General features: G+C 68.4%; 17 protein-coding genes. 14 read left to right on the top strand and 3 right to left on the bottom strand.

The genetic code is table 11. The annotated features are described in order from the left end of the window. Positions 1-6: 6 nt before the first annotated feature. The 3 genes from F6B43_RS05655 to F6B43_RS05645 all read left to right on the top strand — a co-directional run bounded on the left by F6B43_RS05655 (position 7) and on the right by F6B43_RS05645 (position 2,965). Positions 7-561, top strand: a complete 555-nt coding sequence (locus F6B43_RS05655; protein WP_150447864.1) for a pyridoxamine 5'-phosphate oxidase family protein — start codon at positions 7-9, stop codon at positions 559-561. A 71-nt stretch (positions 562-632) separates the two neighbouring features. Further along, complete coding sequence (locus F6B43_RS05650) at positions 633-1,022, top strand: hypothetical protein (RefSeq protein WP_150447863.1); 390 nt, start codon at positions 633-635, stop codon at positions 1,020-1,022. A 173-nt stretch (positions 1,023-1,195) separates the two neighbouring features. After that, positions 1,196-2,965 (top strand): proline--tRNA ligase, encoded by a 1,770-nt coding sequence (locus tag F6B43_RS05645; protein ID WP_150447862.1) that lies wholly within the window; start codon positions 1,196-1,198, stop codon positions 2,963-2,965. A 110-nt stretch (positions 2,966-3,075) separates the two neighbouring features. Here the strand turns inward: F6B43_RS05645 and F6B43_RS05640 are convergent, their stop codons facing one another. Then, a complete protein-coding gene (locus tag F6B43_RS05640; protein ID WP_150447861.1) occupies positions 3,076-3,579 on the bottom strand; it encodes a pyridoxamine 5'-phosphate oxidase family protein in 504 nt (167 codons plus the stop codon). 94 nt (positions 3,580-3,673) lie between these two features. Continuing rightward, the gene (locus tag F6B43_RS05635) at positions 3,674-4,534 is read right to left on the bottom strand and encodes a DUF1206 domain-containing protein (RefSeq protein WP_150447860.1); all 861 of its coding nucleotides are present in this window, start codon (positions 4,532-4,534) and stop codon (positions 3,674-3,676) included. A gap of 143 nt (positions 4,535-4,677) precedes the next feature. Here F6B43_RS05635 and nusA point away from each other — a divergent pair, with 143 nt between their 5' ends. From nusA to rbfA, 4 genes are all read left to right on the top strand, one after another. Next, positions 4,678-5,667, top strand: coding sequence for a transcription termination factor NusA (gene nusA, locus F6B43_RS05630; protein ID WP_150447859.1), 990 nt, complete (start codon positions 4,678-4,680; stop codon positions 5,665-5,667). Between the two features lie 9 nt (positions 5,668-5,676). Further along, positions 5,677-5,991, top strand: coding sequence for a YlxR family protein (locus F6B43_RS05625; protein ID WP_343030075.1), 315 nt, complete (start codon positions 5,677-5,679; stop codon positions 5,989-5,991). A gap of 53 nt (positions 5,992-6,044) precedes the next feature. Further along, positions 6,045-8,870, top strand: a complete 2,826-nt coding sequence (infB, locus tag F6B43_RS05620) for a translation initiation factor IF-2 (protein ID WP_150447857.1) — start codon at positions 6,045-6,047, stop codon at positions 8,868-8,870. A gap of 93 nt (positions 8,871-8,963) precedes the next feature. After that, positions 8,964-9,491, top strand: coding sequence for a 30S ribosome-binding factor RbfA (gene rbfA / locus F6B43_RS05615; RefSeq protein ID WP_150447856.1), 528 nt, complete (start codon positions 8,964-8,966; stop codon positions 9,489-9,491). 4 nt (positions 9,492-9,495) lie between these two features. Here rbfA and F6B43_RS05610 read toward each other — a convergent pair whose 3' ends face one another. Then, entirely contained in the window at positions 9,496-10,362 is an 867-nt protein-coding gene (locus tag F6B43_RS05610; RefSeq protein WP_150447855.1) for an HhH-GPD family protein, read from the bottom strand. A 275-nt stretch (positions 10,363-10,637) separates the two neighbouring features. Here F6B43_RS05610 and F6B43_RS05605 point away from each other — a divergent pair, with 275 nt between their 5' ends. The 7 genes from F6B43_RS05605 to deoC all read left to right on the top strand — a co-directional run bounded on the left by F6B43_RS05605 (position 10,638) and on the right by deoC (position 15,569). Next, positions 10,638-10,934, top strand: a complete 297-nt coding sequence (locus F6B43_RS05605; protein WP_150447854.1) for a hypothetical protein — start codon at positions 10,638-10,640, stop codon at positions 10,932-10,934. A 40-nt stretch (positions 10,935-10,974) separates the two neighbouring features. Beyond that, a complete protein-coding gene (locus tag F6B43_RS05600) occupies positions 10,975-11,661 on the top strand; it encodes a nucleoside/nucleotide kinase family protein (RefSeq protein ID WP_150447853.1) in 687 nt (228 codons plus the stop codon). Then, entirely contained in the window at positions 11,661-12,563 is a 903-nt protein-coding gene (gene truB, locus F6B43_RS05595) for a tRNA pseudouridine(55) synthase TruB (RefSeq protein WP_150447852.1), read from the top strand. Before F6B43_RS05600 ends, truB begins: the two co-directional genes overlap by 1 nt. After that, positions 12,560-12,928, top strand: coding sequence for a hypothetical protein (locus tag F6B43_RS05590; protein ID WP_150447851.1), 369 nt, complete (start codon positions 12,560-12,562; stop codon positions 12,926-12,928). The genes truB and F6B43_RS05590 overlap by 4 nt, the downstream gene beginning before the upstream one ends. A 52-nt stretch (positions 12,929-12,980) precedes the next feature. Further along, entirely contained in the window at positions 12,981-13,451 is a 471-nt protein-coding gene (locus tag F6B43_RS05585; protein WP_246159812.1) for a hypothetical protein, read from the top strand. Beyond that, positions 13,448-14,407, top strand: coding sequence for a bifunctional riboflavin kinase/FAD synthetase (locus F6B43_RS05580; RefSeq protein ID WP_150447850.1), 960 nt, complete (start codon positions 13,448-13,450; stop codon positions 14,405-14,407). The genes F6B43_RS05585 and F6B43_RS05580 overlap by 4 nt, the downstream gene beginning before the upstream one ends. A 154-nt stretch (positions 14,408-14,561) precedes the next feature. Next, on the top strand, positions 14,562-15,569 hold the full coding sequence (gene deoC, locus F6B43_RS05575) for a deoxyribose-phosphate aldolase (protein ID WP_150447849.1): 1,008 nt from the start codon (positions 14,562-14,564) through the stop codon (positions 15,567-15,569). Positions 15,570-15,600 lie beyond the last annotated feature (31 nt).

The raw sequence follows: 15,600 nt of genomic DNA, 5'->3' as shown, positions 1-15,600 counted from the left end.
CGGCCCATGGGAAAGACCTTCGACGGGATCGATGACACACTCGCCGGCTGGATCACGGCGCAGCACATGTTCTTCGTGGGCACGGCGCCCCTGGCGGCCGAGGGACACGTCAACATCTCGCCACGCGGCCTGGACTCGCTCAGCATCCTCGATCCACACTCGGTGGCATGGCTCGACCTCACCGGCAGCGGCGCCGAGACGATCGCGCACGTGCGCGAGAACGGGCGGATCTGCCTCATGTTCTGCTCTTTCGACGCCCGGCCGCGCATCGTGCGTCTGCATGGGACGGGCCGGCTCGCCCTTCCGGGTGACCCGCTTTTCGAGCTGGTCCAGGCTGAGCATCCCGATCATCTCGGCGCTCGAGCGGTCGTCGTCGTCGACCTGGACCGCATCTCGGACTCGTGCGGCTGGGGCGTGCCGCAGATGGACTTCGTCGCCGACCGCGACATCATGCGACCGTGGGCAGAGAAGAAGGGCCCGGATGGCCTCGAGCGCTACCAGGCACAGAAGAACGCGCGGTCGATCGACGGGCTGCCCGCTCTGGTCCCGGATGGCGGCTGAGCCGAAGGAGCGTGACTCCGCGACGTTGGCGAGCGTTTGTGTCATCTGTTGTGTACTGATATACTACTGACATGAACGCGACAAAGAAGGTTATCGCCCTCGGGCTTGGTCTCTCCCTCAGTGCAGCCGCTGCGGTGGCATGCGCCGTGCCCGCATCCGCGGCTACGGCGGCCCCCGCCCCGACCAGCAGCACTGCCGAAGGAACGACCAGCGAGTCCGAGGGGCTCATCTCGATCGCCGATCTCGAGCGCCGTGCGGGCCAGCCGCTCGGGGTCTCGGTCGGCACGGACGACTCGGGCGGGGTATCGTTCGACTTCCTGCCGCAGAGCCTCGAGGGCAACGTGAATCTCGTGTGGACCTCCGACCTGAATCAGGGGTATCTCCAGGACCCGGCAGGCTCCGATGAGGTGACTCCGTCGACGGGGGTCACTCCCACGTCCGCGGCGCCCACCCCGAACTAAGGCTCCACGATCACGCTCCCGCGGTGGGCGCCGGTCCGACCGCGGGGGCGTGATCCCCGCGGTCGGACTCGTCCTGCCGCCGTCATCTTCTGAGTACTGCGCCGTCTGGGGTGTGGGCGAGGCCCTCGATCGAGTCGCAGCGCGCACTCGCCGCATCCGTAGACTTGGCTCTTGTGGTTACCCGTCTCTCGCACTTCTTCCTCCGCACGCTCCGTGAGGACCCCTCCGACGCCGAGGTCGCCTCGCACCGGTGGCTCGTCCGCGCCGGCTACATCCGTCGCCAGGCGCCGGGGATCTTCGCGTGGCTGCCGCTCGGCCTGCGGGTGAAGGCCAAGATCGAGACGATCATCCGCGAAGAGATGACGAACGCGGGGGCGTACGAAGTGCACTTCCCCGCGCTGCTCCCGCGCGAGCCCTACGAGGTCACCGGCCGGTGGGAGGAGTACGGCGACGGCATCTTCCGCCTCAAGGACCGCAAGGACGCCGACTACCTCCTCGCGCCGACGCACGAAGAGGTCTTCACGCTGCTCGTGAAAGACCTGTACAACTCGTACAAAGACCTGCCCCTGTCGATCTATCAGATCCAAGACAAGTATCGCGATGAGGCGCGTCCGCGCGCCGGTCTCCTGCGTGGCCGCGAGTTCACGATGAAGGACGCCTACTCGTTCGACTACACGGACGCGGGCCTGGATGCCTCGTACATGAGTCAGCGAGACGCGTACGAGCGCATCTTCCAGCGCCTCGGGCTCGAGTACGTGATCGTGCAGGCGGATGCCGGGGCCATGGGCGGATCGCGGTCCGAGGAGTTCCTGCACCCCACCCCGATCGGCGAAGACACCTTCGTCCGTTCGGCCGGCGGCTACGCCGCCAACGTCGAGGCGTTCACGACCGTCGTGCCGGAGCCCATTCCGTTCGACGGGCTTGCGGAAACCGTGATCTTCGACTCGCCGAACACTCCGACGATCCAGACGCTGGTCGACCACGCCAACGCGGTCCTCAGCGCTCCGGAGGGCGGCGATTTCACCGCTGCCGACACGCTCAAGAACGTGGTCCTCGCCCTCACCCACCTCGATGGAACCCGTGAGCTCGTCATCGTGGGTCTTCCCGGTGACCGCGACGTCGACGACAAGCGGGTCGAGGTCGCGTTCGCCCCGGCAGAGGTCGAGCAGGCGACTCCCGAGGACTTCGAGCGCAACCCTCTCCTCGTGAAGGGGTACATCGGGCCCTGGTCCGAGACGGGTGCGATCCTCGGCGAAGAGTCGGCCACCGGCATCCGGTATCTGCTGGATCCGCGGGTCGTCGACGGCACCTCGTGGATCACGGGTGCCAACATCGACCAGATGCACGTGCACTCGCTCGTCGCCGGGCGCGACTTCACGGCAGACGGGTACGTCGAAGTCTCCACCGTGCGCGCCGGTGACCCGGCGCCCGATGGGTCCGGGCCCGTCGAACTCGCGCGCGGCATGGAGATCGGGCATGTGTTCCAGCTCGGCCGCAAGTACGCCGAGGCGCTGGGACTGAAGGTGCTCGACGAGAACGGCAAGCTCGTCACCGTGACGATGGGCTCGTACGGCATCGGCGTGACCCGCATCCTCGCAATCATCGCCGAGCTCAACAACGACGAGAAGGGCCTCATCTGGCCCGCCTCGGTCGCGCCGTTCGACGTGCACATCGTGGCGGCGGGGAGGGATGCCGTCGTGTTCGACGTCGCCGAGGCGTTGTCGGCCGAACTCGAGGCAGCCGGGCTCGACGTCCTCTACGACGATCGGCCGAAGGTCTCGCCCGGCGTGAAGTTCGGCGACGCCGAGATCGTAGGCGTGCCGAAGATCGTCATCGTCGGCCGCGCAGCGGCCGAAGGCCAGGTCGAGCTCTGGGACCGCCGCACCGGCGACCGCGAGGTCGTCCCTGTGGCCGAGGTCGCGCAGCGCCTGAGGGCGCGCTGACCCACTGTGCAGCATCCGTACGTCGGAGAATCAGCCGCATGTCGGAGGGTTTCCAGGGAAATCCTCCGACATTGCCGTGATCCTCCGACGTACGACCGGACGCCGGCGCCTCAGCAGCTGATCTTGCCGTGGTTCATGATGTCGTCGTCGGGCGTGTCCTTGGTCACGAAGGCCTTCAGCATGCCGGCGGCCATGGCCACCTTGCCCTTGGACGGCTCCCAGAACTCGGTCTCGACCGGTGTGACCTTGAGCAGGGCGATACCCGGGGTCTCGAGCCCCTCCTCGAACCAGATGTCGAGCGAGGGCGTGTAGAGCTCTTGCATCTTCGCGGTGTCGTGCACGACGCTCGCGCGTCCGGCCACCGAGACGTATCGCATGCCCTTGGCATCGCAGTACGACAGCCCGACGTCGCGGTGGGACGTGGCCTCTTCGACCTTCTCCGAGTCCTCGGCAGTGAAGAACCAGATGTCGCCGCTCGCGTCCATCTGGCGTGTGCTCATCGGGCGGCTGACGAGGTTGCCGTCGTCGTCCTGGGTGGTGAGCATCGTGAAGTCGATGTCTTCGACGAGCTCTTTCACGCGGGCGAGCGCGTCTGTTCCGGTCAGTTCAGTCATGACACCACGTTCGCCCCGCGAGGCTCGGAACGGCAGGGGATTGACAGTGCGGATGTCACGCCATAGATGGCGAGCGCCGGGAGGGCGGACAGAGTCAGAGCCGGGCGAACCGGGCCCGGAAGAAGCAGAACACCCCGTAGGCGATGAGCCCGACGCCCACAGTGCCCGCGAGCCATGGGCCGTAGGGGAGAGCGAGCAGTGCATCGAACGCGGCATCCAGCCCGCCCGCCGCGTTCGGGTCGACCTTCACGGCGGCCACGAGCAGCAGGATCCCGACGATGGCCAAAGCGATCCCCTTTGCGATGTACCCGACGATCCCCAGTCCTTTCACCGCCGGGCCGATTCCACCCGAGGGGATGCTCATCTTCTTCTCGAAACTGCGCATGACGCCCATCACGATGAACGCGATCCCGCCGATCCCGATCCCGAGACCGATCAGCCCCAGCACGAAGGGGCCCCCGGGAACCGAGAGCAGACTGCGGCTCGCATCCTGGGCGGACTGGTCACTGCTATTCACCTTCGCTCCGAGGGCGACCGATGCCGCGATGACGCCGAGCGCGATGAACACCAGGCCCTGGCCCCATTCCGACAGTCGACGACCCCACTTCGAACCCTGCTTCTTCGCCGTCTCGGACGCCCCACCACCCGCGCCGGGCGCCGCACGCACGAGGAAGCCTTCCAGCGCGTGCCACAGCCCGAGCGCGCCGAGCGCGACAGCGAGCACCCACAGCGCGACGAAGCCGAAGGGGGCGCCGGCGATCGCCTTCAACGCTCCGGATTGGTCGCTCTGGCCCTCACCGCCGAGTGCGAGGGCGATCACGATGACCCCGATGAGGATGTGCACAACGCCGTTCGCGGCATACCCCGCGCGCGCGGTCACCTCGAAGGCCTTGCTCGACTCCGCCGTCCGCGCGGCATTCTTGGCGGTGTTCTTCACAGAGTCCAGAGGGGCCACGACGTCACCCTAGACCGACGCGCCGTCCTGGGCGGGGGCTTGACGTGGATTCGATCCGGGCTCGACCCGGCGCACATCCGGTAACGTAGGGGGGATGCCGGCGGGTAGGACGCGCCGGCGAGAGCTGAATATGGAGGGCCACTGTGGACATCGATCTCGGATTGCTGAGGACGGTCGAGCGTGAGAAGGAGATACCCTTCGACGAACTCGTCCGCATCATCGAACAGGCGATTCTGACCGCCTACGGCCGGCACACCTCCGCCACCGGTGAACTCCCGGAGGGCGCTCGCGCGAAGATCGACCAGAAGACCGGCCATGTCGCCGTCTTCGTGCCCCTCCTCGATGACGAGGGCGCGATCATCGGCGAGGAGGAGACCACTCCCGACGACTTCGGCCGCATTGCGGCCTTCGCCGCGAAGCAGGTCATCAGCCAGAGGCTGCGCGACATCGCCGATGACGCCGTGCTCGGAGAATTCCGCGGCAAAGAGGGCGACATCGTCGCAGGCATCGTGCAGCAGGGTCCGAACCCTCGCATGGTGCACGTCGACCTCGGCACGGTCGAGGCGATCCTTCCCCCCGAGGAGCAGGTCGCGGGTGAAGACTACCCGCACGGCTCACGGCTGAGGGTGTATGTCACGTCGGTGTCGAAGGGCACGAAGGGTCCGCAGATCACCGTCTCGCGCACGCACCCCGGTCTCGTCCGCAAGCTCTTCGCGCTGGAAGTGCCCGAGATCGCATCGGGCCTCGTCGAGATCGTCTCGCTCGCCCGCGAGGCCGGCCACCGCAGTAAAGTCGCCGTTCGCGCCACCGACCCGTCGATCAACGCCAAGGGCGCCTGCATCGGCGAGCTCGGCCGTCGCGTGCGCGCCGTGACGGAAGAGCTCGGCGGCGAGAAGATCGACATCGTCGACTACAACCCCGAGCTGGCGAAGTTCGTCGCGAACGCCCTCTCCCCGGCGAAGGTCACTTCGAGCTTCATCCTGGATGCCTCGTCGAAGGCCGTTCGCGCGCTCGTGCCCGACTACCAGTTGTCGCTGGCGATCGGCAAGGAGGGGCAGAACGCCCGCCTCGCCGCCAAGCTCACCGGTGCGAAGATCGACATCCAGCCGGACTCCATTCTCGAAGAGGGCTGAGCGCTCCACATGCCACCTCCTCGCGGAGTCGGCACGGAGGAGGGGTGTAACATGGAACCTGTACGAACGTGCGTCGGTTGTCGCGCCCGTGCTTCCCGCTCCGCCCTGCTCAGGGTGGTGGCCATCGATTCCCACCTCATCCCCGATGAGAAGGCGACGATGCCCGGAAGAGGCGCGTGGGTGCATCCGACGCGTGAGTGCGTGGATGCCGCCCTTCGGCGCCGCGCCTTCGTGCGAGCAATGCGCGTGTCGGGTCCTCTCGATTCGCAGACGTTAGAGAACAGGCTGAACGGCTATGGAAACAAAGTGAACGGCTCGAAATGAGTCCCTTCAACTAACGGTCTGCCCTGCCTGGGTAGACCCCAGACAGGAGAATTGTGGCAAACGCCAAACCCCGCGTTCATGAGATCGCCTCCGAGCTCGGAGTCGACAGCAAGATCGCCCTCGCCAAGCTGAAAGAGCTCGGCGAGTTCGTGAAGAGTCCTTCATCGACCATCGAGCCCCCCGTGGCTCGCAAGCTTCGGGCCGCCCTCGAGGCGGATGGCGCGGCCAAGCCCGCCGCCAGCGCCCCGGCCGCGTCCGCTGCTCCCGCGCGCCCGGCGGGTCGCCCCGGCCCCGTGCGCCCGTCGGCTCCGGCCGCCCCGGCTCCGGCAGCGCCCGCCGCCCCGGCGACGAGCGCTCCGGCACCCGCGGCTCCCGCTCCGTCGGCTCCTGCTCCGTCCGCTCCCGAGCCGGCCCGAGCCGCCGCATCCGCTCCCGCGCCCGCTGCACCCGCCGCGCCGGCCCCCGCTGCTCCTGCTGCTTCCGCGCCTTCCGCCCCCGCGGCGGACGCAGCGGCAGGAGCGCCCACTCCCGGTGCTCCCCGCCCCGGTGGTGCACCGCGTCCGGGTAACAACCCGTTCGCGAGCGCCCAGGGCATGGGTCAGCGCCCCGCGGGGCCGCGCCCGGGCAACAACCCCTTCGCGAGCGCCCAGGGCATGGGCCAGCGTCCCGCTCCGAGCCCCGGCAACATCCCGCGCCCGCAGGCGCCTCGCCCCGGCGCGCCGCGTCCGGGTGCTCCCGGCGCGCGCCCGGGTCGCCCCGGTGGCGCAGGTCGTCCGGGTGCCCCGTTCCAGCAGCGTCCGGGTGGTCCCGGTCGCCCCGGTGGTGCGGGTGGCGGTTTCCAGCGTCCGGGTGCTCCGGGTGCGGCTCCGGCCGGCGGTTTCGCAGGTCGCCCCGGTGGCGGCGGCGGTCGCGGTCGCGGACCCGGCGGCGGCACGGCCGGTGCATTCGGCAAGGGCGGCGGCAAGTCCAAGCAGCGCAAGTCGCGCAGGGCGAAGCGCCAGGAATTCGAGATGAGGGATGCGCCGACGGTTGGCGGCGTCAACGTCTCGCGCGGCAACGGCGAGATCATCCGGATGCGCCGCGGCGCGTCGATCTCGGACTTCGCCGACAAGATCGAGACGATCACCGGCTACACGGTGCAGCCCGGCACCCTCGTGACGATCCTCTTCAACCTCGGCGAGATGGCCACGGCCACCGAGTCGCTGGACGAGGCGACGTTCGAGGTTCTCGGCGCCGAGCTCGGCTACAAGATCCAGATGGTCTCGCCCGAGGACGAAGACAAGGAGCTCCTGGAGAGCTTCGGCCTCGACCTCGATCGCGAGCTGGAGGACGAGAACGAGGACGACCTCGAGATCCGTCCGCCGGTGGTGACCGTCATGGGTCACGTCGACCACGGTAAGACGCGACTGCTCGACGCCATCCGCCAGACCAACGTGGTCGCGGGCGAGGCCGGCGGCATCACGCAGCACATCGGTGCGTACCAGGTCTGGACCGAGCACGAGGGCATCGATCGCGCGATCACCTTCATCGACACTCCGGGTCACGAGGCGTTCACCGCCATGCGCGCCCGTGGTGCGCAGGTCACCGACCTCGCGATCCTGGTGGTCGCCGCCGACGACGGGATCATGCCGCAGACGGTGGAGGCGCTCAACCACGCCCAGGCGGCGAACGTGCCGATCGTGGTCGCGGTCAACAAGATCGACAAGCCCGACGCCAACCCGGCGAAGGTGCGCCAGCAGCTCACCGAGTACGGTCTGGTCGCCGAGGAGTACGGCGGAGACGTCATGTTCATCGACGTGTCGGCCCGCAACAACATCGGCATCCAGGACCTCCTGGACGCGGTGCTGCTGACGGCCGACGCGGGCCTGGACCTCACGGCCAACCCGAACAAGGCGGCGCGAGGCGTCGCGATCGAGGCCAAGCTCGACAAGGGTCGCGGCTCGGTCGCCACGGTGCTCATCCAGTCGGGCACGCTCCGGGTCGGCGATGCGATCGTCGCAGGAACGGCCTACGGCCGTGTGCGGGCGATGGCGGACGAGAACGGCGACGCCGTGCTCGAGGCGGCTCCTTCGCGTCCTGTGCAGGTGCAGGGCCTCAACTCGGTCCCGCGCGCGGGCGATACGTTCATCGTCACCGAGGAAGACCGTCTGGCCCGTCAGATCGCCGAGAAGCGCGAAGCGGCCGAGCGCAACGCTCAGCTGGCCAAGGCCCGCAAGCGCATCTCGCTCGAGGACTTCACCCGTGCCCTGCAAGAGGGCAAGGTCGAGTCGCTCAACCTCATCATCAAGGGCGACGTGTCCGGTGCCGTCGAGGCGCTGGAGGAGTCGCTCCTCAAGATCGAGGTCGACGAGTCGGTGCAGCTGCGCATCATCCACCGCGGTGTCGGTGCGGTGACCGAGTCCGACGTGAACCTGGCGACGATCGACAACGCGATCATCATCGGCTTCAACGTCCGTCCGGATGCGAAGGCCCGCGAGCGGGCGTCGCGCGAAGGCGTCGACATCCGGTTCTACTCGGTCATCTACAACGCGATCGACGACGTCGAGCAGTCCCTCAAGGGCATGCTCAAGCCGGAGTTCGAAGAGGTGCAGTCGGGTGTCGCCGAGATCCGCGAGGTGTTCCGCTCCTCGAAGTTCGGCAACATCGCCGGTGTCATCGTGCGGTCGGGAACGATCACGCGAAACGCGAAGGCTCGCGTCATCCGCGACGGCGTGGTGGTGGCCGATGGCCTGGCCATCGAGTCGCTGCGACGCTTCAAGGACGACGTCACCGAGGTGCGCACGGACTTCGAAGCCGGTATCGGCCTCGGCAAGTTCAACGACATCCAGATCGGCGACGAGATCGAAACGACCGAGATGGTCGAGAAGCCCCGCGGCTAGAAGCCGACGCGGTACAGGATGCCCCGCCCTCACCGGGGCGGGGCATCCTGCCATTCACTGCTCATCGAGCGTGCACGAACAGGGAGAGAAGACATGGCAGGCGAACGACAGGCCCGAGTGGCCGACCGCATCCGCGTCGTCCTGGCGGAGCGACTCGAGAAGGGGCTGCGTGATCCGCGCCTCGGCTTCGTGACGATCACCGACGTGAAGGTGACCGGAGACCTGCAGCACGCCTCCGTGTTCTACACGGTGATGGGCGACGAGGCGCTTCGCGCCGACACCGCTGCCGCGCTCAAGTCGGCGACGGGTCTCCTCCGCACCGAAGTGGGCAAGCACCTCAACACGCGACTGACCCCGTCGCTGGAGTTCTTCCTCGACGCGATCCCCGAGAACGCCGACCACATCGCGGCGCTCCTTCAGGAGGCGCGCCAGCGCGACGAGGCAGTGGCGGCGCTCGCGGCCGCCGGCAACTACGCCGGCGACGCCGACCCTTACGTCAAGCCGCGCGAGCTGGAGGACGACGATCTCGAGGACGACGATCTCGAGGACGACGATCTCGAGGACGACGATCTCGAGGACGACGAGGACGACGGTATCGACGAGAGCGTCGACACCAAGTAGGGCGTCAGGTCGGCAGCCGGAGCAGTCCTTCGGATGCTTCGGCCAGCCCGTCCGCGATGAGGGAATCGACCGCGCGGTCACGCTGACGCGCATCCGGCCAGTCCGCGATGACCTCGGCGAGTGGGATCGGGGTGGGCGCAGCATCCCTGAGCATTCTGAGTACCGCACCCCGCGCCTGCCGGTCGCTGCCCTCGTATCGGGCCTGCCGACGTCGGTTGTCACCGGTGTCGGGGTAGCCGGCCGCCCGCCATGCGCACGCGGCCGCGAGGGGGCATGCGTCGCAGCGCGGAGCGCGTGCCGTGCAGACGGTCGCGCCGAGCTCCATCGTCGCGGCGTTCACGATCGTGGATGCGGTCACCTCGTCGGGGAGGATCGCGGTCATCGCGATCAGATCGCGACGAGACGGCGGATCGGGCTGTGCACGACCGTCGATCGCGCGCGCCAGCACGCGCCGGGTGTTCGTGTCGACCACGGGGTGGCGCTGACCGTAGGCGAAGACCGCGACGGCGCGCGCCGTATAGTCGCCGATACCGGTGAGCGCGAGCAGCGCGTCGACGTCGGCCGGGACATCGCCGTCGTGCCGCGCGACGATCTCGACCGCCGCCCGGTGCAGCCACAGGGCACGACGCGGGTACCCGAGGTTCGCCCACTGGTGCACGGCCTCGGCCGGTGCGTCGGCAGCCAGTGCCGCCGGGGTCGGCCATCGTGCGAGCCACGCCTGAAGGTGGGGGATGACGCGGTTCACGGGCGTCTGCTGGAGCATGAACTCGCTCACCAGCACGCCCCATGCACCGAAACCCGGGTGGCGCCACGGCAGGTCGCGAGCGTGGGTGCGATACCAGGCGATCAGCGGCGTCGCCAGGTCGGGCATAGGTGCCAGCCTAAGCGTTGATCCAGTGGTTCACGGGCTGGAGCCGCCCTCAGCACGTCCACTCCCGCGTATTCTCTCCGTGCTCCTTAATATACTGCTATATTGAGGAGCACGGAGAGGATTCCATGAGCGCTTTTCTTACCACTCTGCTTTTCGCAGCGGTTGTCGCGAGCCAGCCGACGGCGAGTCTGCATGCGACGACCGCGGAGGTTCCGACGGAGGTTACGCGCACGATATACGCGGGTAGCTTCACGACCCTGTGGCAGACCGAGCCCATGCCGGACTTTCAGTGCCCGGGCACGCACCCGTATCTACTCGACCAGAACCTGTCCGAGGGCCGGTCTGTGCCCGCCGGAGTCCGTGTGACCGAGAGCGGCCGCGTCGCGGTGAATATCGCGCCCACCTATACGCGCACTTGGGCGGATGAGCCGCGGCGACTGTTGAAGACCGGTTGGATCTTCGATTCGAGTCCGTTCACCTTCGCGTCGGCGACCAATTGGAACCCTGATGGCGCCACCCTGACCGTCGAGGCGACGTGCACGAGTGATGCATCCAGGGGTGCGCCCTACTGATCCGAGGCGACCGAGCGCCCCGCGGCTTTACGCTGGTGACATGCGTCTTCCCACGAACCCCGTCACCACCCTGTGGCGGTCGCTGCGCGATGAAGTGCGGCTGAACCACCGCGGCGGCCGGGTGATCCTCGCCGTCGATGGGATCGACGGATCGGGCAAGACGGTCTTCGCGGACGGGCTCGCCGAGGCCTTCGCAGAAGAGGGCGACGCGGTGTTCCGCGCGTCGATCGATGATTTCCATCGGCCCCGCGCGGAGCGCTACGCGCGCGGCCGCAACTCGCCTGAGGGGTTCTACGCCGATTCGTACGACTACTCCACGTTCCGGCGCGTGCTGATCGACCCTTTCCGCGACGGAGCCCGCACGGGCGCCACGACCGGCTTCCAGCTGACGTCGTTCGATCTCGGTCGCGACACGGCAACCCTCTCGCAGTGGGTCACCGCGCCTGCCGACGCCGTGCTGATCGTCGACGGGGTGTTCCTGAATCGCCCCGAGCTGCGGGGGATCTGGCACTGGTCGCTCTGGCTCGAGGTGCCGTTCACGGTCGCGTACGCCCGGATGGCGCTGCGCGACGGGTGCTCGCCCGACCCGGACGCGCCCTCGAATGCGCGCTATCGGCAGGGTCAGGAGCTCTACCTCCGTGAGGCGAAGCCGCGCGAAGCCGCATCCGCGATCGTGGAGAACAGCGATCTGGAGCATCCGATTCGCATCTTCGGGGACTACTGCTGATGGCGGCACCGTCCGGCATCCTGCTCGTCGACAAACCCGGTGGCATCACAAGTCATGACGCCGTCGCGCGGGCACGAAAGTCGTTGGATACCCGAAAGATCGGCCACGCGGGCACGCTCGACCCGATGGCGACAGGGCTGCTCGTGCTCGGAGTGGGCCCCGCCACCCGCCTGCTCACGTTCATCGTCGGGCTCGACAAGACCTACGAAGCGACCATCCGGCTCGGCTCGTCGACCGACACCGACGACGCCGACGGAACAGAGACGGCGAGAGCGGATGCGGCGACCGTCGCCGCGGTCACGTCAGAGCAGATCCGCGCCGGCGTCGACGCGCTGACCGGCACCATCTCGCAGGTGCCGAGCACCGTGTCGGCGATCAAGGTCGGCGGGCGGCGCGCATACGACCTCGCCAGGGCCGGCGAAGAAGTGCAGCTGCGCCCTCGTACGGTGACGGTGTCGCGCTTGGACGTGCGTGCCGAACGTCGCACCGCCGGCGCGATCGACCTGGATGTGGTGGTGGACTGCACGAGCGGAACCTACATCCGCGCGCTCGCCCGCGACCTCGGGGTCGCCCTCGGCGTCGGCGGCCACCTCACGTCGCTGCGACGCACTCGCATCGGTCCGCTGCCGGTGGAGGGCGCGGCACATGTCGATGCGCTCGGCCCCGACGCGCTGCGTTCGGCCGCCGAGATCGCCGCCCTCGTGCTCGGTCGCTTCGACGTGAGCGCCGATGAGGCGCGCGACCTCCGCCACGGCAAGCGGCTGCCCGGCGCTGCGGGCCGGATCGGGCGAGCAGAACGGGCGGCGGCGATCGATCCACTGGGCGGCCTCGTCGGCGTCGTCGAGCGGCGCGGCGACGACGTCAAGAGCGCGATCAACCTCCCTGAGGAGCCGGCGGCATGATCCTCTGGTTCACGTTCGTCCAGATCGGCGTGGCGACCGCGGGCGGGCTGCTCTGCATCGTCCTGGGGCTTGCCGGTCGGCGCCCGAGCGACCTGTCGGTGGGAGCGATGGCGCTGCTCGAACTGCTCCTGATCGCGCAGATCGTCATCGCCATCGTGGCGCCGCTGGCGGGCAATCCGCCGACGGGAAGCCTGCTGGAGTTCTGGGTGTACCTCGTCTCAGCCGCTCTGCTGCCGCTCGCGGGCGTCGCGTGGGCGCTGCTCGAACGCAGCAGGTGGAGCACCGTGATCCTCGGGATCGCGGCCCTCTCGGTCGCGATCATGCTGTGGCGGATGCAGGTCATCTGGACCGTGCAGGTGGCCTGAGCGGCCCGAACCCCGAAGCCCGGGCTCTCGGCGCACGTAGGATTGGGAGGTCATGTCCTCCGCTTCTCGCCCCCGCCGCCGCATGTCCGGCATCGGACGTGTGCTCGTCGTCGTCTACGGCATCCTGGCCCTGGGCGCCTTCGGCCGTTCGCTCGTGCAGATCATCGAGCGATTCGACCATGCGCCCCTCGCGTTCACCCTCTCGGCCGTATCCGCCACGGTCTACATCGTCGCGACCCTCGCGCTCGTCTTCGCCGGTTCGCGCGTCTGGTACCGCATCGCCTGGATCACGATCTCGTTCGAGCTCGTCGGCGTCCTCGCGATCGGCACCCTGAGCCTGATCCGGCCCGACCTGTTTCCTGAGGCGACGGTCTGGTCCTTCTACGGCATGGGCTACCTGTTCATTCCGCTCGTGTTGCCCTTCCTGGGCATCTGGTGGCTCATCACGCATCCGCCTGTGCCGCAGGACCCGCCGCCCGACGGCGCCACGACGGAGGATGCCGCCGTTCAGGTGAGGTCATGATCGTCTTCCGCGACCCGGCAGAGGTGCCGGCAGGGTTCGGTCCGTCCGTCGTGGCGATCGGCAAGTTCGACGGCGTCCACGCCGGACATCGTGCGGTGATCGATCGCGCGAAAGTGGATGCTGCGGCCAGCGGCGCACGCGTCGTGGCTGTCACGTTCGACCGCAATCCGCTCAGTGTGCTCCGCCCCGATGTGTGCCCCGAGAACCTGATCGGCGTCACGCAGAAGCTGCAGATGCTCGCCGAGACGGGAGTCGACGCGACCCTCATGCTGACCTTCGACCGCGCGCTGGCCGACCTCACCGCCACGGAGTTCGTGCGGCACGTCCTCGTCGGGGCGCTCGGTGTTCGTACCATCCTCGTCGGGGCCGACTTCCGATTCGGGCGCGGGGGAGCGGGCACCCCGGAGCTCCTCCGTGAACTCGGCGCCGAGTACGGCTACCGCGTCGATGTCGTCGACGACGTCCGCGCGATCGACGACGATCGCCGCGTCTCGTCGACGTGGATCAGAGAGCTTCTCGCCGAGGGCGATGTGGAGGCGGCCGCCAAACTGCTCGGTCGCACCCCGTCGGTGTGGGGCGAGGTCGTTCACGGAGCCAAGCGCGGGCGTGAACTGGGCTATCCGACCGCGAACCTCTCCCCGCAGCTGGAGGGATTCATTCCCGCCGACGGCGTATACGCGGGGTGGCTCGTCGACGAGGGCCCGGAGGGGGCCCTGCGCTCCGGCATCCGGTATCCGGCGGCCATCAGCGTCGGCCGCAACCCCACGTTCGACGACGTCGAGGTGCGTCAGGTCGAGGCGTATGTGCTCGATGAGGTGGGGCTCGATCTCTACGGTCACCTCGTCGAGGTGCAATTCGTCTCGCGGATCCGGGGCATGGTCGCCTTCGAGGGGATCGAGGCGCTGGTCGCTCAGATCGCGGACGACGTCGCGAAGGCGCGCAGCGCGCTCACCTGAACATCCAGCGCCCGCGAGGGGTCCGCTAGATCCCGCGCGGGTGCCACCGTACGATCGTTCTCATCCCGGGAGCGAATCCTGGATCACTCACCCCGGGCAGCGGTCCAGGACGGCACAGCAGACAGATGACACAGAAACAGACACAGGAGCCCCGATGAGCCGCACCGAATTGCAGACGCTCCCCGAGCGCGCGGTCGAGTTGCTCGGCGGACAGCCGGATGACGCGACACTGAGCCGCTACCTGCACGGCCTTCCGGGCGTGGACGCCGTCGGACTCGAACAGCGCGCGGCGGCGCTCGGCACGCGCTCGATCAAGACCACCTCCAAACGATGGGCGATCGACAAGATCATCGAGCTGATCGACCTCACCACGCTCGAGGGCGCCGACACTCCGGGCAAGGTGCGCTCGCTCGTCGCGAAGGCGCTGCGGCCGGATGCTGCCGATCCCACCTGCCCGCGCGTCGCGGCCGTCTGCGTGTACGGCGACATGGTGCCCGACGCTGTGGCCGCACTGGGCGCTGCGCACGGTGACCCCGATGACGGCCTGGTGAGCGTCGCGGCCGTCGCGACAGCGTTTCCGAGCGGTCGATCGTCGCTGGCGATCAAGCTGCAGGACACCGCGGACGCCGTGGCCGCCGGCGCCGACGAGATCGATATGGTCATCGATCGCGGTGCCTTCCTCGCGGGCCGGTACGGGCTTGTCTTCGACCAGATCGCGCGCGTGAAAGAGGCCTGCCGGCGCCCGGACGGGACGTCCGCCTCGCTCAAGGTGATCCTCGAGACCGGCGAGCTGAACACCTACGACAACGTCAAGCGCGCCTCGTGGCTCGCGATCCTCGCCGGCGGCGATTTCATCAAGACCTCCACCGGCAAGGTGCAGCCCGCAGCGACGCTGCCGGTCACGCTCCTCATGCTGGAGGTCGTTCGGGACTGGCATCGGATGACCGGCGAGAAGATCGGCGTGAAGCCCGCCGGCGGCATCCGCACCTCCAAGGATGCGATCAAGTACCTGGTGACCGTCGCCGAGACCGTAGGAGAGGAGTGGCTGCAGCCGCACCTCTTCCGGTTCGGAGCGTCGAGCCTTCTCAACGATGTGCTGCTGCAGCGCCAGAAGATGCGCTCAGGGCACTACTCCGGTGCCGACTACGTCACGATCGACTAAGAGCCGGCGACGAAGAACAACCTGCGACTGA

Origin of the sequence: Microbacterium rhizomatis (genome assembly GCF_008710745.1) — a bacterium.
Taxonomy (GTDB): domain Bacteria; phylum Actinomycetota; class Actinomycetes; order Actinomycetales; family Microbacteriaceae; genus Microbacterium; species Microbacterium rhizomatis.
The sequence above is the reverse complement of the archived record's forward strand: the minus strand, read 5'-3'. Positions and strand labels throughout refer to the sequence as shown.